Source organism: Agrobacterium sp. O3.4 (assembly GCF_041414895.1).
GTDB classification, from domain to species: domain Bacteria; phylum Pseudomonadota; class Alphaproteobacteria; order Rhizobiales; family Rhizobiaceae; genus Agrobacterium; species Agrobacterium cucumeris.
In genome coordinates, this window is the sequence record NZ_JALPZP010000008.1 from 32,116 (window position 1) to 52,386 (window position 20,271).

Consider the following 20,271-nt stretch of genomic DNA (forward strand, 5'->3'; position numbering starts at 1 on the left):
GCTCCGCGACCCCAACCTCGAGGACCGTACAATTGGATACTGCAACCATCCCTCAGCCCGATCAAATCGACGCGCCATTTCTTCAGAGCGTTGAGGCCTATATCGATAATGCTATGACGCATCTGTCCCTTACCGAGGGGCTTGCCGAGCGGATCAAGGCTTGCAACTCGACCTACACAGTCCGTTTCGGCGTCCGGTTGCGCGGCAGAATGTTTAGCTTTACCGGCTGGCGCTCGGTGCACAGTGAGCATGTCGAGCCGGCAAAAGGCGGAATTCGATACTCGATCCACTCCGATCAGGAAGAAGTCGAGGCGCTCGCTGCGCTCATGAGCCTGAAGTGCGCGGTCGTCGACGTACCGTTCGGAGGGTCGAAAGGTGCGCTCAAAATTGATCCCACCGAATGGGATGCCCATGAGCTGGAGCGTATCACGCGCCGATTTACCCAGGAACTCGCTAAGCGCAATCTCATATGCCCGGGCCGAAACGTCCCCGCGCCAGACATGGGCACAAGTGAACAGACCATGGCCTGGATGGCGGATGAATACAAGCGCACTGGTCCATCCGACATCATGAATGCCAACGCCTGCGTTACCGGCAAGCCACTGGCCAGTGGCGGGATCGCAGGAAGAACCGAAGCGACGGGCAGGGGGGTTCAATACGCTATCCAAAGTTACCTGCGCGACGCCCAGGAAAACGGCATAGACGGGCGCCGGGATTTGCGGACCATGTCCGTTGTCGTCCAGGGATTTGGCAACGTCGGGTACCACGCAGCCAAATTCCTGAGTGAAGACGATGGTGCCAGGATCATCGCGGTCGTTGAGCGCGATGGATACGTCACCAATGCCGACGGGCTGGCCATAGAAGAGCTCAAACGCTTCCACGGTGAACATGGGACTATCCTTGGATTTCCGGGGGCGCAGAGCTATACCGACCGGGCCGCAGGTCTCGAACTTCCGTGCGACATCCTCATTCCAGCGGCTATGGAAAACGCCATCACGCTTGAAAACGTCGGCCGCATTCGAGCAAAGTTCATCGCTGAAGCAGCAAATGGACCCATCAGCTTCGAGGCTGAGCGACAGTTGTCCGATCGCGGCGTGGTCGTTCTGCCCGACCTCTTCGTGAATGCCGGCGGTGTAGCGGTGAGCTACTTCGAATGGGTCAAAAACATTACACACATCCCTTTCGGGCTGATGGAGCGCCGGCGCCGTGAGCGCAGGAATCTCCATATCACACACGCTCTCGAAGCGATGACTGAGCGGTCATTTCCGAGCGACATCCGCGACGAATTCCTGGAGGGCGGCGCGGAAATCGATCTGGTCAGGTCGGGGCTGGAGGACGTGATGCGCAACGCCTACCAGAAGATTGCCGAGGTGAAGCGCTCATCTGCGGAAATCAAGACTTTCCGAACGGCAGCTTATGTCATCGCCATCAGGAAGATCGCCGACGCTTATCAGGCTATCGGTATCTGAACCGGTCTCGCTGCAGGATCGTAGATTTAAGGAGAAGCAAATGCCCGTCATACGTGTCGATTGGCTTTCTGGCCGCAGCCAGGAGCAAAAGAAGGAAGTTGCCTCGGTGTTTACCCGGGAATTGGCCCGCATCGCCAAATGCGGACCGGACGATGTCCAGATCGTGTTCATGGACGTTGAGCGCAAGAACTGGTCCGTTGGCGGCGTGTTTGCGGAAGACCCGACACTCGAAAAGTAGCCGGTAAAGGTATCAACGAGCGAACTCCTTTGCCTTTCGCGAGATGAAAGGTGTACTTGCCGCAATCTACTCCACTGAAGAATTGGAGCCTGCGGATATCACCTCTGAGGCCGCGCAGGTTGAGAGGGGTGTGACATGCGTTTCGGGCAACGAGTTCCTCCAAGGAGACGTCATGCCAATCACAAAAATACTTGTTGCCAACCGATCCGAAATTGCGATCCGCGTTTTCCGGGCAGCCAACGAGCTCGGGATAAAAACCGTTGCGATTTGGGCGGAAGAGGACAAGCTGTCTTTGCACCGCTTCAAAGCGGACGAGTCCTATCAGGTCGGCAGGGGGCCGCATCTCGCCAAGGATATGGGACCGATCGAGAGCTATCTTTCGATCGAGGAGGTTATCCGCGTTGCGAAGCTCTCCGGAGCGGACGCGATTCATCCCGGTTACGGTCTTCTGTCTGAAAGCCCCGAATTCGTGGAGGCCTGCAACAAGGCGGGCATCACCTTCATCGGACCGACGGCGGATACGATGCGCCAGCTCGGCAACAAGGTTGCAGCGCGCAATCTCGCGATTTCGGTTGGCGTTCCTGTTGTTCCCGCCACCGACCCACTACCGGGCGACATGGCGGAAGTGGAGCGTATGGCGGAGGAGATCGGTTATCCCGTCATGCTCAAGGCCTCCTGGGGCGGTGGTGGCCGTGGCATGCGCGCCATCCGTAAAAAGGAAGACCTAGCCCGCGAGGTGACGGAAGCCAAGCGCGAGGCCAAGGCCGCCTTCGGCAAGGACGAAGTCTATCTCGAAAAGCTGGTCGAGCGTGCGCGTCACGTCGAAAGCCAGATTCTCGGCGACACGCACGGCAATGTCGTGCATCTGTTCGAGCGTGATTGTTCGATCCAGCGGCGTAATCAAAAGGTCGTCGAGCGTGCGCCCGCGCCCTATCTGAGCGAAGCACAGCGTCAGGAGCTCGCCTCCTACTCCCTGAAGATTGCGGGTGCCACGAATTATATCGGTGCGGGCACGGTCGAATATCTGATGGATGCCGATACCGGCAAATTCTACTTCATCGAGGTCAATCCGCGCATTCAGGTGGAACATACCGTTACGGAAGTCGTCACCGGTATCGATATCGTCAAGGCGCAGATTCACATTCTGGAAGGCGCGGCCATCGGCACGCAGGAATCCGGGGTGCCGAGGCAGGAGGATATCCGCCTGAATGGCCACGCCCTCCAGTGCCGCATTACGACGGAAGACCCGGAACACAACTTCATTCCGGATTATGGCCGTATCACCGCTTATCGCTCCGCTTCAGGCTTCGGTATCCGTCTGGATGGCGGCACGTCCTATACTGGCGCTGTCATCACCCGCTACTACGATCCGTTGCTTGTGAAGGTGACGGCCTGGGCGCCGCGGCCTGACGAGGCGATCAACCGTATGGATCGCGCTTTGCGCGAATTCCGTATCCGCGGGGTGGCGACCAACCTCACATTCCTAGAGGCCATCATCGGCCATGACAGTTTCCGCAACAATACCTATACGACGCGCTTCATCGATTCGACGCCCGAGCTTTTCGCCCAGGTCAAACGGCAGGACCGCGCTACCAAGCTTTTGACCTATCTCGCCTATGTGACCGTGAACGGCCACCCGGAAACCAAGGGACGCGCAAGGCCCTCGGACAAGGCGGCAAAGCCCATCGTGCCCTATATCGATGCGCCGACGCCCGACGGCACCAAGCAGTTGCTGGACAAGCTCGGCCCGAAGGGTTTCGCAGACTGGATGCGCAACGAAAAGCGGGTACTCGTCACGGACACGACGATGCGCGACGGACATCAGTCGCTGCTTGCGACCCGCGTCCGCACCCATGATATCGTCCGCGTCGCCAGCGCCTATCCCAAGGCGCTGCCACAGCTTCTGTCGCTGGAGTGCTGGGGCGGTGCGACATTCGACGTTTCCATGCGCTTCCTGACAGAAGACCCGTGGGAGCGTCTGGCGCTGATCCGCGAAGGTGCTCCCAACCTGCTGCTGCAGATGCTTCTGCGCGGGGCAAACGGCGTCGGGTACAAGAACTACCCGGATAACGTCGTGAAGTATTTTGTCCGTCAGGCCGCAAAGGGCGGCATTGATCTTTTCCGTGTCTTCGATTGCCTGAACTGGGTGGAGAATATGCGGGTCTCGATGGATGCCATCTCGGAGGAAAACAAGCTCTGTGAAGCGGCCATCTGCTACACCGGAGACATCCTCAATTCGGCGCGTCCGAAATACGACCTGAAATATTACACCAATCTCGCCCAGGAACTGGAACGCGCGGGCGCGCATATTATTGCCGTCAAGGATATGGCGGGCCTGCTGAAACCGGCTGCCGCCAAGGTTCTGTTCAAGGCGCTGCGGGAAGAAACGGGTCTGCCGATCCATTTCCACACCCATGATACGTCAGGAATTGCGGCAGCGACGGTTCTTGCCGCCGTGGATGCGGGCGTCGACGCGGTCGATGCCGCGATGGACGCCTTCTCTGGCAATACGTCGCAGCCGTGCCTTGGTTCGATCGTGGAAGCGCTTGCCGGGTCGGAACGCGATACGGGCCTTGATACCGAATGGATTCGCCGCATTTCCTTCTATTGGGAGGCCGTGCGCAACCAGTATGCGGCTTTCGAAAGCGATCTCAAGGGGCCGGCGTCCGAAGTCTATCTGCACGAAATGCCGGGTGGTCAGTTCACCAACCTCAAGGAGCAGGCGCGTTCGCTGGGTCTCGAAAGCCGTTGGCACGAAGTGGCGCAGGCTTATGCCGATGCCAACAGGATGTTCGGCGATATCGTCAAGGTGACGCCGTCTTCGAAAGTCGTCGGTGACATGGCGCTGATGATCGTCAGCCAGGACCTGACAGTGGCCGACGTACGGAATCCCGAGCGCGAGGTCTCTTTCCCGGAGTCCGTGGTTTCCATGCTGAAGGGCGATCTCGGACAATCGCCCGGCGGTTGGCCGGAAGCCCTGCAGAAAAAAGCGTTGAAGGGCGAAGCGCCCTATACCGTTCGTCCGGGTTCACTATTGGCGGATGCCGATCTCGATGCCGAACGGAAGACCATCGAGACCAAGCTGGAGCGCAAGGTCGATGATTTCGAGTTCGCGTCCTATCTGATGTATCCGAAGGTATTCACGGATTTCGCGCTCACCGCCGAAACCTATGGTCCGGTCTCGGTGCTTCCCACCCATGCCTATTTCTACGGAATGGAGGATGGCGAGGAACTGTTTGCCGATATCGAGCGCGGCAAGACGCTGGTCATCGTCAATCAGGCTTCGTCCGGCGTTGACGACAAGGGCATGGTGACGGTGTTTTTCGAAATCAATGGTCAGCCGCGCCGTATCAAGGTGCCGGATCGGACGCATGGTGCTTCCGGCTCTGCCGTGCGCCGCAAGGCCGAACCTGGCAACGCGTCGCATGTCGGGGCACCTATGCCGGGTGTCATCAGCCGCGTCTTCGTCAATCAAGGCCAGGAGGTCAAGGCTGGCGATGTGTTGCTCTCCATCGAGGCGATGAAGATGGAAACGGCGCTTCACGCCGAGCGGGATGGCAAGATCGCGGAAGTTCTCGTGCGCCCGGGCGACCAGATCGATGCGAAGGATCTACTGATCGCTTACGACCATGGGGCTGTTGGGGCTTCCGGTGATCAGTGAACTGTTAGTGCAGCAATTGCCCAACAAGGCGGGTAGCGGGGAAGTCGATAGATCGGGAAGGCCGAAAATGATCTCTGGCAGCACGAAGACTTTCTACATGATCGCTCATCCGATCCACCACGTCCGGACACCGGAGATTATCAATCCGGTATTCGAAGCGCGAGGGATCGACGCCATTATGGTCCCAGTCCATTTTACACCCGAGGACTTCAAGACCGGTTGGGAGGCGATAAGGCGCACTCAGAATCTGGGTGGGATCGTCGTCAGCGTTCCCTTCAAGGAGCTTGCATACGAACTTTCCGACGAAGTCGATGAGATGGCGCGCCCGCTTGGCGCTGTGAATGTCGTGCGCCGGACCGGCGCGGGAAAAATGGTCGCGACCAACCTTGATGGTGACGGTTTCCTTGGCGGCATGTTGAATGGCGGCCACGACGCGAAGGGACGCAAAACCCTGGTTATCGGCGCCGGAGGCGCCGGGAAGGCAATCTCATTCGCACTTGCCGGTAGCGGTTGTGCCTCATTGAGGATTACAGACGTAAACGGGGATAGAGCAGCGGCATTGGTGGATGATATCAGCAGGCGATATGGAGATCTGGATGTTGCGGTCTCGGGCAACGCTTTATCCGATGCCGATCTGGTCGTAAATGCAACGCCCTGCGGCCTCCATCCTGAGACTGATCCGCTTCCACTGGATACCGACCTGCTTCGGCCTGGAATGATCGTGGCCGACATCGTTATGAAACCGAGAGAGACCCCGTTGCTGAAGGCGGCCGTCTCCGCAGGGTGCGACGTTCGATACGGCGCGGGGATGCTGGACGCTCAGATCGATCTGATGATCTCATATTTCGGGCTATAGAGGAGCAGTCTGCGCAAAGGGCGCAGACTGCTATCCCGGCGCTACAACTCTATCTGCGCCAACCGATTGACCGATGACCAAACATTCCTCGCGTAATGTGGATCGAACAGCGCATGGTATCCGCCGGTATGCCAGAACACGATCGGCCCCTTCAGTTCGTTTCTCGACGCAAGATCCACGATGGCGGCAATCGCCTTCCCACTGTAAACCGGGTCGGTGAGTATCCCTTCTGTGGTTGCTAATAGATCGATCGCGTCGTAGACACGGGGCGACGGACGGCCGTACCCTTCACCAAGATATTTCTCTGTGAGCTTGATATCCTCTCGCCGAAGTTCGTAATGGGCGCCAATAAGGTCTGCTCCGCCGCGCGCAAAAGCAAGATATTGCCCAACGACGTCAGGGTAAACCTCCCCTGCGACGACGATCCCGCGAATATTCCACTCAGATCCATGAAGCGCATTGCCAAGGACCAGGCCCGCATGGGTGCCCCCCGACGAACTGGCATGCACGATGGTTCCGGCCGGGCGTCCGGCTTTGATCATCTGGTCGCGGAGCTCGTTGAATCCGATGGCAAAGCCGAGGCAGCTTCGCTCCGACGCACATCCTATCGGTAACCGGTAGACGCGCTCACCAGAACGCTCCAACTCCTCGACGACGCCAGCCGCCCTCCTGGAGAGTTCATGCCAATCGATATCTCCAACGAACCTGAGCTCGGCGCCCAACAATCCGTCGAGCATGAGGTTGCCGACGGGTTGTTTGGGATCGTCATGGCAAAGCACCAAGGTGCATTTCAGCCCGAGCGCGGCGCTCGCCGCCGCCACAGCGCGGGTTGCGTTGGAAAGACGTGAGCCTTCGGCCACGAGATGTGTCGCCCCCTGAGAGAGCGCGTGGGCCAGTTCGACTTCGAGTTTACGAACCTTGTTTCCGGCAAGCCCGACTGAGCCGATGTCATCGCGCTTGCACCAGACCTCGGCGCCGATGGCGGCACTAAATCGCTCCAGATATTGGACCGGAGAAACGAAGCCCCGCAGATCGAGGCGTGGAACCTGTTCAAGGGCATGCAAAGCAGACATGTAATCCTCCTGTCGCGCAGTTTCACAATGGTCTATAGTGCAAAGCGGATATCGAAATCCGGACACTGGATCATTGCAATCGGACAAAAGCGCTATGACCCGTTCACTTTGCAAATGTGCCGACCTGGATCTGGGCGACGTCGTCGCCAGGCTTGTCGAAATATCCGAAGTCACGACCTTCGCAATGGAGCGCCATCCATGGGGCCAGTTCGTGTATGCCTATGCCGGAGCAATCGAGCTGAAGGTGGAGGGAAGGAGATACGCCGCGCCGCCTGACTACGGTTTGTGGTTGCCCAAGGCGACGGAGCATCTTGCCTGGGCCGTGCCCGGAACATCCTATGCCCTCATCGATGTCGACCCTAGCTTATGTGAAAATCTGCCAACAGTTGCCACGGCTATCTCGGTCAGTCCGATTGCCGACGCTATATTCCAGGAATTGCGCAGGCGAGGAGGCTTTGATGTTGGAAGGCCCCAGAACGAGCGCCTCCTTCGCGTGCTGCTCGACCAGTTGAGTGAAGGGACTGCAAGCGACGATTTCCTTCCGTTGTCAGAAGATCGTTTCCTGTCGCTGGTCCTCGAAGCCCTGATCTGCGATCCCGGCGACAGGAGGTCGCTTTCCGACTGGGCGCGCCATGTGAATGCCACCGAGCGGACCCTGGCGCGCAGATGCCTTCGTGATCTGGGCATGACGTTTCAGGATTGGCGGCAGCAACTGCGGCTGTCACGCGCTGTTGCTATGCTGTCAGAAGGCCGTTCGGTTCGCGTAATATCAGAGGCTCTGGGTTACCGTACGCCGTCGGCCTTCATCACCATGTTCACTGCGGCCAAGGGCTGCACACCCAGCGTATACCGCGCTCAACTGGCTGCAGGACACGCCGACTGTCCCTAACGCCAGCGGTGACACAATGATCGATGGGTCGACCGTAGCTTTTCATCTCGATCAACGAACCGAACAAGGCGCTGGTTCGTGCATTCGTCATGCTGGTCAATGGACAGATGGAGAAGCTTACGACCTACTTCGACGGCGGATGATATCGGTCGCCTTTATCGTCAGTTGAACTAAGACGGGGACACTTGCTTCGAACCGGATCTCGAACGCTTTAGCCGCACCCGCTTCGTCACCTCTCTTTCGCATCTTACATTTCGCCTTGTTCTTTCGACGGTGGGCTACTTGACTCATCTATAAGCAATATTTCAATATTCCAATATATTGCAGGTCGATAGCGCGAGGGGTGTCCATGAAGGTTTGTATGGTTGGCCATGGCATGATGGGCACGTGGCACTCCGACAGCCTGAAGGAGGAGGATTGCGTGCTCCATACGTTGGTCGGGCGCGAACCCGATGACACCGCGGAGTTTGCGCAGACGTTTGGCTATCGAAAGTGGACCGTGGACTACGCGGAAGCGCTCGCCTCTGATATCGACGTGGTCATTATTGCAGGGCCGAGCGCAACGCATGCCGCCATGGCTATTGAAGCGCTCGACGCGGGAAAACATGTGCTCGTAGAGATCCCGCTCGCCATGAACTACAAAGACGCCGAAGCGGTTGTTGCCAAGGCTGAACAAAAAGGACTGGCACTCGGCGTCGTGCACCCCATGCGTTTTCGAAGCGAGCATATTGAACTCTGCAGAAGGGTTGCTGAGGGCACCGAAAGAATCCGCCACGTTCACTCGCGGCTGTTTCTCCACCGCCTTGAAAATATCGGCTCAACCGGTCTTCGAAGAACCTGGACAGACAACCTCCTCTGGCACCACGGCGCCCATCTGGTCGATGTCGGACTGTGGCTTTGCGGTGGTGGCGATCCCGAAGCCGCCGCCAGCCGGATTTCGCGGTCTTTCTCGATAATGCCGCCACCGCTTCCTCAAACGGGTATTCCGATGGAACTGGCTGCAATCGTCGAAACGGATGAGCATCAATCGATCGTGTGCACGGGATCCTATTACTCACGCGAGAGGATCTTTGATGTTTTCGCGGTGACTGATAGGGATTCTTACCGCCTGGATATCTTAAAGGGATTTATGTCAGTTGGCGGGCAAGAGCATTCCGTTCTGTCCGAACAGGACAACAATGCTCAGGTCAGTCGGGATTTTATCAACGCAGTTCGAGAGGGGAGAGCCCCTCGCGTCACCGGTCGATCTGTCCTTCCGGCTATGCGTCTTCTTCAGGACATCGAGGATCAACAGTCGCAATGGTGGGCCAATCATGCGCAAGAAAACTGATCCGATGACGAAAGATCCGGTTCTCGGCGTCGCCCACAGCGAAATTATTAGCAATGTCCCCCGGGGTGCTTGCGACTGTCACGTCCATGTCTTCGGAAATGATGCCGAGTTTCCGATGTGGAACGGCCGTTCCTACACGCCGCCGCCGGCGCCCGTCGAAGCTTTGGCAGCTCATCAACGCGCCTTGAGCTTCGATCGCGTTGTTATTGTCCAGCCGAGTATCTATGGAACCGACAATCGGTGCACACTCGACGCAGTTGCCAAGATCGGCCCCGGTGCGCGAGCGATCGCAGTGGTGGATAACGAGACGCCTTCGCGCGACCTTCAAGACCTGGCACATGGCGGCGTTGTAGGTATGAGGCTCAATCTGGCGGCCGCCGCGGCCGCAGATCTCGACAGGATTCGAAAGCAACTCTATCAAGCGATTGAAATCGCGGAACCTCTTGGGTGGCATGTCCAGATCTTCACCGAGCTCAAGATCGTGGCTGCGTTGGAGAACGATTTCAGACAGGCACCGACGCCTTTGGTGATCGATCACTTTGGCCGCGCGAACGCTGGTGAAGGTATCGAGCAGCCCGGCTTCGACGTCTTGCTCGATCTTGTCGCAGCGGGGCATGTATATGTGAAACTCTCCGCACCCTACCTCGTGTCGTCATCTCCAACGCAAGACGACGTTATGCCGCTCGTTCGAGCACTGGTTCGCGCCAATAGCTCCAGGCTCCTCTGGGGATCGAACTGGCCACATCCAGGTGCCGGCACCGGGATCCCTGCGGAAGGGATCGTTCCTTTCCGCCCGATCGATGACGGGGCAGCAATCGACAATTTCGCCTCGCAGCTGAACGACCAAGAGGTCTTCAGGCGCATTCTCGTAGACAATCCGGCAAAGCTGTTCGGCTTTTCGGATACGGATGGATTGGTCCCATGAAAAAGGCTCCCGAAACGTTGAGAAGCGCCAGATGGTTCGCTCCTGACGACCTCAAAGGGTTTGGACATCGATCGCGCATCATGCAGATGGGCTACGATGTGGAAGACTGGGCCGGGCGGCCTGTCATCGCGATCATCAATACATGGTCAGATATCAACCCCTGCCACGCCCACTTCAAGACCAGGGTCGACGATATCAAGCGGGGTGTGTTTCAGGCTGGTGGCTTTCCGATAGAGCTGCCTGCGCTTTCGCTGTCAGAAAACTTCGTGAAGCCCACGACCATGCTTTATCGAAACATGCTCGCTATGGATACCGAAGAGCTTATTCGATCGCATCCAGTCGATGGCGTGGTGCTTATGGGCGGCTGTGACAAAACCACGCCCGGATTGATAATGGGAGCGATCAGCGCGGGCGTCCCGGCTATCTATGTTCCTGCGGGACCAATGCTCCGCGGCAATTGGAAAGGCAAGACGCTTGGCTCCGGTTCGGATGCCTGGAAGTTCTGGGATGAACGCCGTGCCGGGAACATTACCGACAAGGACTGGCAGGATATCGAGGGTGGCATCGCAAGAAGCCATGGCCACTGCATGACCATGGGTACGGCGTCAACGATGACGGCCATCGCCGAATCGATAGGCATGACGTTGCCCGGCGCATCGTCTATCCCGGCCGCTGACGTCAACCACATCCGCATGTGTGCCGAAGCCGGGCGCCGCTGCGTCGATATGGTCTGGGACGATCTCACACCTTCCAAGATCTTGACCCGCAACGCCTTCGACAATGCCATTGTGGTTTCGATGGCCATGGGCTGTTCGACCAATGCGGTGATTCATCTGGTCGCCATGGCACGTCGCGCAGGACACGATGTGACCCTCAACGACTTCGACCGGGCAAGCCGCATCATCCCCGTCATCGCCAATGTCCGGCCGAGCGGAGATACTTACCTGATGGAGGACTTCTATTACGCCGGCGGGCTGCCAGCGCTTATGAAGCGTCTGGAGGCCAGTCTGTTTCTTGAAGAACGCACCGTCAACGGCAATACCATCGGTGAGAATATTGCCGGCGCCGAGGTCTACAATGACGATGTCATCCGGCCGCTGGACAATCCGATCTACGCCGAGGGCGCGCTGGCGGTCCTCAAGGGAAATCTTGCCGAGGACGGCGCGGTCATCAAGCCGAGCGCCTGCTCCCCGCAATATCTCAAGCACACCGGTCCAGCTCTCGTCTTCGATGATTTTCCTGCCATGAAGGCCGTCATCGATTCTGATGATCTCGAGGTGACCGCAGATCACGTGCTGATCTTGCGCAATGCGGGACCTCAAGGCGGGCCAGGCATGCCTGAGTGGGGCATGCTTCCAATACCGAAAAAGCTTGTGAAGCAGGGTGTCCGTGACATGGTGCGCATTTCCGATGCGCGGATGAGCGGGACCAGTTATGGAGCATGCATCCTTCACGTGGCGCCGGAAGCATACATCGGCGGCACGTTGGCCCTTGTCAGGACTGGCGATATGATCTCGATCGACGTCCCCAACCGGACGATCAAACTGGAGCTAGACGATGACGAGATCGCTCGCCGCCGCGCCACATATCAACCGCTCCCGCCACGTTTTACCCGAGGGTACGGAGCAATGTTCTCGAAGCACATTCAGCAAGCTGACAAAGGCTGCGACTTTGACTTCCTGGAATCGGCTTACGGCGGCCCGACCGATGAGCCCGCGATATTCTGATTGCGGTTCCAATCGGCTTCAGCTGTCGCAACGGGAAAAGTCCCGGCGCATCGAGCGCCGGAACCGAAGGATTCTTGATTAGCCGGCCTGCTCAGGCAATCGTTTCGAACAACGCCTCAGAGAAGATCGCAGGCTCCTCCCACATGGGATAGTGGCCGCATCCCTTCAGCACGCGGAGTTCGAAATCAGGGAACCAGGAACCGATCGTCTCGCGCAGCCGTTCCGGCACCGCACCTGGATCCTTCTCGCCGACGATCACACGCACTGGCACGCGAGCATTCTGAATTTCTTCGGCAAATCCTTTGCCGGTCCACGATGCCATATAGGCTTCCAGCACGTCGGGACGGGTGCCAGCGAGGCTGGTGTCGCGCAACCTTTCGACCCAGTCATCGGATCGGATGCCGCCGGTGTTTGCACTGATCAGCTTCTTTCTTGCGTCGGGGTCGCGCACCGCGGCCAGCAAAAGCTCCCTGCGCTGGTCATCAATCCTTGCACCCGAAGCTGGCACAGGTGCCAGCAGGATCGCCGAAAGAAGCCTCTCCGGAATATCAATGGCCAGACGCTGCGCCGACATCCCGGCCATTGAGTGTCCAATAACATGAAAGCGGTGCCATCTAAGTCGATCGGCGCAGGCGACAATGTCCGCTGCAATCTGCTCGACAGTATAGGGGCCGTCTTCCTGAATCCGACTGCCATAGCCGCGCGCATCCAGAAGCGCGAAGCTGTAGCGTTGCTTATCGATCAGCGGCAGGAACGGATCAAACAGACGGTGATCGCCCATCCATCCGGTCACCGCTATTATCTGAGTTGTGCCATTCCCGACAACCTGTGCCGGCGAAACGTTTACTGTCATTTTTGATTTTTTCTCCCGTTTCAGTATGTGCTTTTGCCGCCTGATTGCTTCGTGGGCTCGGTTGCCCCGGTTGACCTTGATGCGCTCCTCAGATCACGGAACGTTTTGACACTCGCGGCAGCTGCGCCCGCCAACAACCTGACATCGTTCGAGACCGTGACCATGTCGAATCCCCATTCTGCAGCTTTGGCTGCATAGGTTGGCGTTCCGCAATGAAGTGCCGCGCTGATCCCGGCGCCGTGCGCCGCACTCAAGATCCGCTTGATGTTCTCGATCAACTCTGGTTCTTCCCGATCGAAACCGGTCGGGTATTTCATGCCCGTGAGCCCGATCGTCAGATCGGCAGGTCCGATATAGACACCGTCGAGACCGGGTGTCGCGACGATCTCATCGAGATTTCTCATTGCTTCCGCTGTTTCGATCATCGCAAAGCAAAGTACCTGATCGTCTGCTTCCTGGCCGTAATTGGCGCCCGCCGAGATAGCGGCGCGGGACGGTCCAAAGCTACGAACTCCTTTCGGTGGATAGCGAACGTAGGACACGAGCCTTTCAGCCTCGGCTCGCGAATTGATCATCGGGCAGACAATGCCGTAAGCGCCGGCATCAAGAGCCTTCATGATCAGGGCAGGGTCGAGCCAAGGAACACGAATAAGCGGGACGACGCCGCTTGCTCGCATCGCCTGCAGCATGGAGACCGCCGCCTGGTAGTCGACAATCCCGTGCTGCAGGTCGATCCCGATACTGTCGTAGCCTTGCTCGGCCATAATTTCCGCCGAAAAGGCATTGGCGATTGAAAGCCAGCCGTTGAGGACACAGCCACCCTCCGACCAGATCGTTTTGATGGCGTTGGCCTTCATTGATAGCGGCTCCCTAATACTCGACCGTATTTCTTGACGACATCCAGATCGGGCTCGAAGCCGATTCCGGGTTGGTCCGAGACGCGGATCATGTCGCCGTTACGAATACCCTCTACGTCGGCAAGCCAGGCTTCCGGTTGAACAAAATTGTACTCCAGCGCGGTGATCGATGGACGTGCAGCCGCAACCTGTAGCGAGGCATAAAAGCCTGGGCCGAAGTATGGGGAATGCGGCATGAGCGTCGTATTGGCCGCATCTGCCAGATCCACAATTCTCAGATACTCGGAAATCCCGCCAACTTTGGTCATGCTCGGCTGCAGAAAATCGACAGCGCCTGCGTTCAAAGCTTGCTCGATCTGGAAGCTTGTGCACCAGTTTTCACCGGCGGCGATATTCAACCCCTTGCCGCGGAGCGCAGCCAGTGCCGAAAAATCCTCAGGTGGGTAAATCGGCTCTTCCAGCCACGTGAGAGCGAGCGCCTTCAGTTCGGCAAGGTTGTTCTCAATGAATTCGCGCGACCAAGCACAATTGACATCGACGCAGATATCCGTGTGATTTCCCACCGTCCTCCGGCATGCGGTGATCGCAGGCAGCGTGATCTCATGCAGTTTGATGCGGTTGAAACCCGCGTCCGTCACCTGCTTTGACGCATCGACCACGAGGTCGTGCTCAGCATACCGAACCAGGCTGGCGTAGAAGGGAATTTCGTGGCGGACCTGGCGCTCTCCTGCCAGGAGCTGATAAAGCGGCTTTCCGGCTCGTTTCGCCTTGAGATCCCATAGAGCGATGTCAACACCGGAAATCGCGAAGATCGTCACTCCGTAACGCCCGAACATATGTAACTGGCGCTGCGTCTTTGCATTCCACGCTGGAATGTCATCGATCTCCGTCCCTACCAGAAGCGGCAGGATCAAGCGATCGATCACGGATTTGGTGGCGTCTATCAGCGAATAGCCAAAGCCTTCACCCCACCCGACATTTCCGAGCTCGTCCTCCAATCGCACAAGAGCAAATTCCAATGTCTTCCAGGCGGTAGGCATTATGCCGACCCCCGTTCCGCGCAGTGCAAAGGGTATCTCGACAAGAAAAACTTCGGCCGATATGATCTTCATATATATTCCTCCCCGTGATTAATCTCTTGCTCTAGTCACGCGTCGGTGCGGGCAGCGGGTTAACGGCAAAAAAACCGCCCACTTTCGTCGTCGCCTCGGCGGGCAATTCCGATAGCGATCGAAACTCCTCGGCTCTGTGGTCACCGGCGAAATCCTGCGGCCGATAGCCGAGCTGCTCGGCGCGGATGTTGTCGAACACGGCGTTCGGGCAGTTCGACACGGAATAGACGACGTCACATCCGATCTCGGGATGCATTAATCCGATCTCGATCAGCTGGACCATGTCCCGTCCACTGGTCCAGATCCGTTCGCGCCGGCCGTCCACCACTTTGGGATCAGCATTGCCTATGCGCAGGAGCATGGTCTTGATGCCGTAGCGTTGGGCATACATTGCGCTGGCAGCTTCGCCAAAGGCTTTGCTCAGACCATAATAGCCATCGGGCGCGGGCGTAACAGAATGGTCATATTGACGAGCGGAAGGATACTGACCAACAATATGATGACTGCTGGCGAAAACGAACCGGCCCACTTTCGATGCCCGGCACGCTTCAAGCAGATAAAGAACAGCGCGATAGTTCGGATCAAGCGTATCCTCGAAGTCGACATCGGGCCCGACCAATCCGGCGAGATGCACAACGCCATCGACACCTCGCACGACCTCCCGGCAGAACGCCGCGGATGTGAGGTCACCGATGACTTTCTCCTCTCCGACCTCAGTGGCAAAGTCATTCCGCCCCGTGACCCTGAGCATATAATTATCCTTCATCAGGGGACGGATCAGTCGGCCGACATTTCCAGCGGCTCCGGTAATCAGGATCGTTTTCATGGTGTTGGCCTAGTGCAAGAGCTGTCTGAGGAAGGCCCGCGTACGCGCCTCCCTGGGATTGTCGAAAAACGCGGCGGGCCGCGCGGTCTCCACGATCTTTCCATCTGCCATGAAGATCACACGATCGGCGACCTGTCGTGCAAATCCCATCTCATGGGTGACGCAAAGCATGGTCATTCCGCTCTCAGCGAGATTGACCATGACGTCGAGAACCTCCCGGATCATTTCCGGGTCGAGTGCGGAGGTCGGCTCATCGAAGAGCATGATTCTCGGCTTCATCGCGAGAGAACGGGCAATAGCGACGCGCTGCTGCTGGCCGCCTGAAAGTTGTCCTGGATACTTGTTAGCCTGTTCAGGGATCCTCACCTTTTCAAGGAAGCCCATCGCCACATCGTTGGCCTCGGAACGCGACATGCCCCGCACCGACCTGAGCGCCAGGGTGCAGTTCTCGAGGATCGTCTTGTGTGGGAACAGGTTGAAGTGCTGAAACACCATTCCGACCTCCCGGCGAACGGCTTCAATCTGCTTCCGTTCGTTGGTCAACTGAACGCCCTCGACCAGAATCCGCCCCTTCTGATGTTGCTCGAGATGATTGATGCAGCGGATCATCGTTGATTTGCCCGATCCCGAAGGCCCCGCGATGACAATCCTCTCTCCTTCCTTCACCTGAAGGCTGATGTCCGTCAGGACCTGGTGGTTGCCATACCACTTGGAGACGTTGTCGAACTCCACGGCGCAGTTGGCAGACTTTTCGGCCATCGAAAGCTCCATATTGGTCACGCCTGCACGACAACCGGCGGCTTACTAGCCGGCGCGACACGATGGCGGAGATGTCGGGTAAGATACAATTCGAGAACGCCCCACAGCCGACGGATCGTTTCCACCATCATCAGGTAGAGAACAGCGGCCCATATATAGACCTGGAAATCAAACGATCGCGAGAAGGCCAGCTTCGTGGCCTGCATCAGCTCAGGAACAGTGATAACGCTTGCGAGGGCCGAAGCCTTCAACGAAAGGATCAACTCGTTTCCAAGCGGGCGCAACGCAATGATCATCGCTTGGGGGAGAAGGATCTGGAAGAACGTCGTTGTTTGGCTGAGGCCAAGTGAGTTTGCGGCTTCAAGCTGACCGCGGGGCAGGGAGCTCAGCGCGCCCCGCAGGATTTCAGCCTGGTAGGCGATAGTGTTCAAGGTGAAAGCGAAGAGCGCGCAGAAATACGCATCCCGGAACAGCCACCAGACTCCAAGGGCTGTCAGTTCAGAACGGATCTGACCTGCACCATAGTAGATCAGGAATATCTGCCCGAGCAGCGGGGTTCCGCGAAAGAAGACGATATAGGCCTTGGCCAAATAGCGAGGAATTGCATAGCTGCTGTTGCGCACAATGGCGAGCGGGAGAGCAAACACCGCGCCGATAAGCGCTGAGGTCAGGACAAGCTGGAGCGTGACAACGAGGCCCCAGAGGATTTTCGGACCGTAATTCGACAAAAGCTCGAAATTCATCAACGGCCTCCCACAATCCCGCGATTGGATCGCGCTTCAAGCAGGCCTATGGCGCCCGACGAAATCATCGAGACGGCGAGATAGATCAGACAGGCGACGGCATAGAAAAACAGCGGTTCCTTGGTATTCGCGACGGCAAGATTAGTCTGACGCATTAGATCCGAAAGCGAGATAATGGAGACCAATGACGTATCTTTAAGGAGCACGAACCAAAGATTGCCCAGGCCGGGGAGGGCAAGCCTCCAGAGCTGCGGGCCGATGACGCTTGCAAAAGTGCGCCACCGCGACAGACCAAGGGCTGCGGCAGCCTCGTGCTGCCCACGCGGAATCGAGCGCAGCGCAGCCACAAATGTCTCGGAGGCGAAGGAGGCGAAAACGATACCGAGAGCGATCATACCAGCGATAAATCCGCTGAATTCTCCAAAAGGGACACCGAACAGCAGTTGTGAAACACTTTGCAGGACCATTCCGCCGCCGTAGTAGATGATGAACAGCGTGAGCAATTCCGGCAGCGCGCGAAATGTCGTCGCAAAGACAGTTGCCGCGCCGGCAAGCCATTTCCGCTTGCCGTTGATCAACAGTGCGAGACCCAAGCCGAGCAGAAGTCCGAACGGAAGCGTGGCGAGCGCCAGCCTGATCGTCAACGAAAGCCCTTCGAGCAGCGGTCCGCCCCAACCTTCAGGGTCTAATGAAAGTAAATGAAGAAGATCCACCCGTCGTCTCCCGAAAAGATCAATGCCCGGCCATTGCTGGCCGGGCGCCAGGATGATCGGTCTCAATAAATCGAGAAGGGGAAATACTTCGCATTGATGGTCTTGTAGCTACCATCGGCGAGGATTTCCTTCAGCGCGGCATCGAGCTTCTCACGCAGTGCCGTATCCTCCTTGCGGACACCAACACCCTTGCCGGCGCCAAACAACGGGTCACGCAGATCGTCGCCGACCAGTTCGCAGCAGGACCCGTCCGACGACTTCTTGAGCCATTCGTCGAGCAGGATCTTGTCGGACAGGACAACATCAAGGCGACCAGCGGCCAGGTCGGCGCTTGCATCATCAACGGTTGTGTAGGTCTTGATCGTGGAATCTTTGTATTTCGCTTCAAGGAAATTCTGCTGCGTCGTCGACCCCTGGACCCCGATCGTTTTGCCGGCGAGAGCGGCGGGCGAGATATCGGTGACCTTGGCATCCTTCGGAGCCATGAACTTCGCAGGCGTGTCGTAGTATTTCGCGGTGAAGTCGATCTTCTTCTTGCGCTCTTCGGTGATGTTCATCGAAGCGACAATGGCGTCGAACTTGTGCGCGACAAGAGCGGGGATCATGCCGTCCCATTCCTGAGTGACGATCTCGCACTTGAGCTTCGCCTTTTCGCAGAGCGCGTTGGCGATGTCGACGTCAAAGCCGGTCAGCTTGCCGCCTTCGACATAGTTGAACGGAGGGTAGACGCCCTCGGTGGCGATCTTGATTGTGTCTTCCGCGTGCGCGGTAGAAATCAGCGTGAGCGCCAGCGCGCTGGCAGTAGCGATAAGCGAGAGTTTCATGTCATTCCCCTTTAGGAAGGTTAAGGATGGCGCGGGTTTTCCCGTCTTTTGTTTTTGCGTAGGCCCGAGGGCCTACGAGAGTTCGGCGAGTACCTCGTCCAAAGCGGACAAGAAGAGGTCGGCGTTTTCCACGGTGAACGGCAAGGGAGGACGAATCTTCAGGACATGCCCGAATGAACTCGAAGCGCTGATCAGCATGCGCTTTTCACGAAGTCCATTCACAACGCCAAGCGAGAGTTTGCCGTTCGGCGTCTTCGACTTGCGGTCGGTTACGAACTCCATACCCATGAACAGGCCTGCACCGCGGACCGCGCCGATTTTTTCGTACTTGTCCTGGAGTTTTCGCATGCCGCCGACCATGTATTCACCGATCTTGGCGGAATTCTCCATCAGCTTCTCGTCCTTGATGACGTCGAGAACAGCCTGCGCGGCGGCAATGGAAACCGTATTGGCGCCGAAGGTGTTGAAGTAGCGGATATCGTTGCCGAAGCGCTCCAAAACTTCCGGCTTAGCTGCGACGCCGGCGATCGGCATGCCGTTACCCATCGGCTTGCCCATAACCACGAGATCGGGAACGATGCCGTGGCGTTGGAAGCCCCACCAATGCGTACCGGTGCGGCCGAACCCGGGCTGAACTTCGTCAGCGATGTAAAGGCCGCCGGCGGTGTGAACGACGTCGACCGTCTTCTTGAGGAAACCTGCTGGTTCGGTCAGGATGCCATCGGTCGAGAAGATGCCGTCTGCGATGAAGGCCGCAAGCTTGATACCATGGCGCTGCATCGTCTTGATTGCGTCTTCGACGCGCTGGGCAAACACTTCGCCAACGTCCTCGCCCTCGCTGCGATACTGGTCCGGAGCGTCGACCACATAGACATGCTGGCCGATAGGGACATTCGGACCCATCGAAGGCGAGATCTCGGCGACGGCGGTCGTCAGCCCGTGATAGGCATTGGCGGTGACGATGACACCGGTACCGCCGGTATAGTAGCGAGAGATGCGCAGTGCCAGGTCGACGGCTTCGCTACCCGTGCAGGTATACATGACATTGGCGATTTCGCACGGATACGTCGCGAGCAAGTCCTCGGAATATTTGAGGATCGAGTCATGCAGGTAGCGGGTGTGCGTGTTCAGGATAGCGGACTGCTTGGCTATGGCATCGACGACGCGAGGATGGCAGTGACCGACGGAGGGGACGTTGTTGTAAACGTCCAGGTAAGCATTGCCCTCTGGATCATAGAGCCAAACGCCTTCCCCCCGCACGACATGTACCGGGTGCTCGTAGAAGAGCTTGTAGGAGGGGCCGAGAAGCTTTCTCCGGCGCGCGATCAGCGCCTGTTCATCGGCGGGTAGCTTGTCAACGGTGCTGGGATCGAAACCGTTGATCATATATGCGGAAGCGGATGAGGACATCGAACG

18 protein-coding genes are annotated in these 20,271 nt (G+C 57.8%); 8 read left to right on the forward strand and 10 right to left on the reverse strand.

Features of this window, described 5'->3' with window-relative positions:
* Nucleotides 1-113 precede the first annotated feature (113 nt).
* From M0412_RS23750 to M0412_RS23765, 4 genes are all read left to right on the forward strand, one after another.
* Nucleotides 114-1,469: a Glu/Leu/Phe/Val dehydrogenase gene (locus M0412_RS23750; RefSeq protein WP_161991868.1), complete on the forward strand. Its 1,356-nt coding sequence runs from the start codon at nucleotides 114-116 to the stop codon at nucleotides 1,467-1,469.
* Nucleotides 1,417-1,707 carry a DUF1904 family protein gene (locus M0412_RS23755; RefSeq protein ID WP_142859675.1) on the forward strand — a complete coding sequence of 97 codons (291 nt, stop codon included), beginning with the start codon at nucleotides 1,417-1,419 and terminating at the stop codon, nucleotides 1,705-1,707. Before M0412_RS23750 ends, M0412_RS23755 begins: the two co-directional genes overlap by 53 nt.
* Before the next feature lie 172 nt (nucleotides 1,708-1,879).
* A complete protein-coding gene (gene pyc / locus M0412_RS23760) occupies nucleotides 1,880-5,368 on the forward strand; it encodes a pyruvate carboxylase (protein WP_142859673.1) in 3,489 nt (1,162 codons plus the stop codon).
* Nucleotides 5,358-6,224, forward strand: a complete 867-nt coding sequence (locus M0412_RS23765) for a shikimate dehydrogenase (RefSeq protein ID WP_236774491.1) — start codon at nucleotides 5,358-5,360, stop codon at nucleotides 6,222-6,224. Before pyc ends, M0412_RS23765 begins: the two co-directional genes overlap by 11 nt.
* Nucleotides 6,225-6,265: 41 nt before the next feature.
* On the opposite strand, the gene M0412_RS23770 is transcribed toward M0412_RS23765, so the two are convergent.
* Nucleotides 6,266-7,297: a 1-aminocyclopropane-1-carboxylate deaminase/D-cysteine desulfhydrase gene (locus M0412_RS23770; RefSeq protein ID WP_142859671.1), complete on the reverse strand. Its 1,032-nt coding sequence runs from the start codon at nucleotides 7,295-7,297 to the stop codon at nucleotides 6,266-6,268.
* Between the two features lie 94 nt (nucleotides 7,298-7,391).
* Here M0412_RS23770 and M0412_RS23775 point away from each other — a divergent pair, with 94 nt between their 5' ends.
* The 4 genes from M0412_RS23775 (at nucleotide 7,392) to araD (ending at nucleotide 12,168) form a co-directional block, all read left to right on the forward strand.
* Entirely contained in the window at nucleotides 7,392-8,186 is a 795-nt protein-coding gene (locus M0412_RS23775; protein WP_142859670.1) for an AraC family transcriptional regulator, read from the forward strand.
* 349 nt (nucleotides 8,187-8,535) lie between these two features.
* Entirely contained in the window at nucleotides 8,536-9,516 is a 981-nt protein-coding gene (locus M0412_RS23780; protein ID WP_142859669.1) for a Gfo/Idh/MocA family protein, read from the forward strand.
* Complete coding sequence (locus M0412_RS23785) at nucleotides 9,500-10,441, forward strand: amidohydrolase (RefSeq protein ID WP_236774489.1); 942 nt, start codon at nucleotides 9,500-9,502, stop codon at nucleotides 10,439-10,441. The genes M0412_RS23780 and M0412_RS23785 overlap by 17 nt, the downstream gene beginning before the upstream one ends.
* Entirely contained in the window at nucleotides 10,438-12,168 is a 1,731-nt protein-coding gene (gene araD / locus M0412_RS23790; RefSeq protein ID WP_142859667.1) for an L-arabinonate dehydratase, read from the forward strand. Before M0412_RS23785 ends, araD begins: the two co-directional genes overlap by 4 nt.
* Before the next feature lie 91 nt (nucleotides 12,169-12,259).
* On the opposite strand, the gene M0412_RS23795 is transcribed toward araD, so the two are convergent.
* The 9 genes from M0412_RS23795 to M0412_RS23835 all read right to left on the reverse strand — a co-directional run bounded on the left by M0412_RS23795 (nucleotide 12,260) and on the right by M0412_RS23835 (nucleotide 20,265).
* The gene (locus M0412_RS23795) at nucleotides 12,260-13,021 is read right to left on the reverse strand and encodes an alpha/beta fold hydrolase (RefSeq protein ID WP_142859665.1); all 762 of its coding nucleotides are present in this window, start codon (nucleotides 13,019-13,021) and stop codon (nucleotides 12,260-12,262) included.
* A gap of 20 nt (nucleotides 13,022-13,041) precedes the next feature.
* Nucleotides 13,042-13,878 (reverse strand): HpcH/HpaI aldolase/citrate lyase family protein, encoded by an 837-nt coding sequence (locus M0412_RS23800; protein ID WP_142859663.1) that lies wholly within the window; start codon nucleotides 13,876-13,878, stop codon nucleotides 13,042-13,044.
* Nucleotides 13,875-14,990 (reverse strand): mandelate racemase/muconate lactonizing enzyme family protein, encoded by a 1,116-nt coding sequence (locus M0412_RS23805; protein ID WP_269703605.1) that lies wholly within the window; start codon nucleotides 14,988-14,990, stop codon nucleotides 13,875-13,877. Before M0412_RS23805 ends, M0412_RS23800 begins: the two co-directional genes overlap by 4 nt.
* A gap of 31 nt (nucleotides 14,991-15,021) precedes the next feature.
* On the reverse strand, nucleotides 15,022-15,816 hold the full coding sequence (locus M0412_RS23810) for an NAD(P)-dependent oxidoreductase (RefSeq protein WP_142859659.1): 795 nt from the start codon (nucleotides 15,814-15,816) through the stop codon (nucleotides 15,022-15,024).
* 9 nt (nucleotides 15,817-15,825) lie between these two features.
* Nucleotides 15,826-16,575: an amino acid ABC transporter ATP-binding protein gene (locus tag M0412_RS23815; protein ID WP_142859657.1), complete on the reverse strand. Its 750-nt coding sequence runs from the start codon at nucleotides 16,573-16,575 to the stop codon at nucleotides 15,826-15,828.
* Between the two features lie 17 nt (nucleotides 16,576-16,592).
* Nucleotides 16,593-17,318, reverse strand: coding sequence for an ABC transporter permease (locus M0412_RS23820; protein ID WP_142859655.1), 726 nt, complete (start codon nucleotides 17,316-17,318; stop codon nucleotides 16,593-16,595).
* Nucleotides 17,318-18,031 (reverse strand): ABC transporter permease, encoded by a 714-nt coding sequence (locus tag M0412_RS23825; protein ID WP_142859654.1) that lies wholly within the window; start codon nucleotides 18,029-18,031, stop codon nucleotides 17,318-17,320. The genes M0412_RS23820 and M0412_RS23825 overlap by 1 nt, the downstream gene beginning before the upstream one ends.
* A gap of 62 nt (nucleotides 18,032-18,093) precedes the next feature.
* A complete protein-coding gene (locus M0412_RS23830; protein ID WP_142859652.1) occupies nucleotides 18,094-18,855 on the reverse strand; it encodes a transporter substrate-binding domain-containing protein in 762 nt (253 codons plus the stop codon).
* A gap of 72 nt (nucleotides 18,856-18,927) precedes the next feature.
* Nucleotides 18,928-20,265 (reverse strand): aspartate aminotransferase family protein, encoded by a 1,338-nt coding sequence (locus M0412_RS23835; protein WP_142859651.1) that lies wholly within the window; start codon nucleotides 20,263-20,265, stop codon nucleotides 18,928-18,930.
* Nucleotides 20,266-20,271 lie beyond the last annotated feature (6 nt).

What these genes read in the sequence shown, in the direction of transcription:
- M0412_RS23750 (WP_161991868.1), top strand. Translation starts at nt 114, where the DNA reads ATGACGCATCTGTCCCTTACCGAGGGGCTTGCCGAGCGGATCAAGGCT.
- M0412_RS23755 (WP_142859675.1), top strand. Translation starts at nt 1,417, where the DNA reads ATGTCATCGCCATCAGGAAGATCGCCGACGCTTATCAGGCTATCGGTA.
- pyc (WP_142859673.1), top strand. Translation starts at nt 1,880, where the DNA reads ATGCCAATCACAAAAATACTTGTTGCCAACCGATCCGAAATTGCGATC.
- M0412_RS23770 (WP_142859671.1), bottom strand. Translation starts at nt 7,297, where the DNA reads ATGTCTGCTTTGCATGCCCTTGAACAGGTTCCACGCCTCGATCTGCGG.
- M0412_RS23775 (WP_142859670.1), top strand. Translation starts at nt 7,392, where the DNA reads ATGACCCGTTCACTTTGCAAATGTGCCGACCTGGATCTGGGCGACGTC.
- M0412_RS23780 (WP_142859669.1), top strand. Translation starts at nt 8,536, where the DNA reads ATGAAGGTTTGTATGGTTGGCCATGGCATGATGGGCACGTGGCACTCC.
- M0412_RS23785 (WP_236774489.1), top strand. Translation starts at nt 9,500, where the DNA reads ATGCGCAAGAAAACTGATCCGATGACGAAAGATCCGGTTCTCGGCGTC.
- araD (WP_142859667.1), top strand. Translation starts at nt 10,438, where the DNA reads ATGAAAAAGGCTCCCGAAACGTTGAGAAGCGCCAGATGGTTCGCTCCT.
- M0412_RS23795 (WP_142859665.1), bottom strand. Translation starts at nt 13,021, where the DNA reads ATGACAGTAAACGTTTCGCCGGCACAGGTTGTCGGGAATGGCACAACT.
- M0412_RS23800 (WP_142859663.1), bottom strand. Translation starts at nt 13,878, where the DNA reads ATGAAGGCCAACGCCATCAAAACGATCTGGTCGGAGGGTGGCTGTGTC.
- M0412_RS23805 (WP_269703605.1), bottom strand. Translation starts at nt 14,990, where the DNA reads ATGAAGATCATATCGGCCGAAGTTTTTCTTGTCGAGATACCCTTTGCA.
- M0412_RS23810 (WP_142859659.1), bottom strand. Translation starts at nt 15,816, where the DNA reads ATGAAAACGATCCTGATTACCGGAGCCGCTGGAAATGTCGGCCGACTG.
- M0412_RS23815 (WP_142859657.1), bottom strand. Translation starts at nt 16,575, where the DNA reads ATGGCCGAAAAGTCTGCCAACTGCGCCGTGGAGTTCGACAACGTCTCC.
- M0412_RS23820 (WP_142859655.1), bottom strand. Translation starts at nt 17,318, where the DNA reads ATGAATTTCGAGCTTTTGTCGAATTACGGTCCGAAAATCCTCTGGGGC.
- M0412_RS23830 (WP_142859652.1), bottom strand. Translation starts at nt 18,855, where the DNA reads ATGAAACTCTCGCTTATCGCTACTGCCAGCGCGCTGGCGCTCACGCTG.
- M0412_RS23835 (WP_142859651.1), bottom strand. Translation starts at nt 20,265, where the DNA reads ATGTCCTCATCCGCTTCCGCATATATGATCAACGGTTTCGATCCCAGC.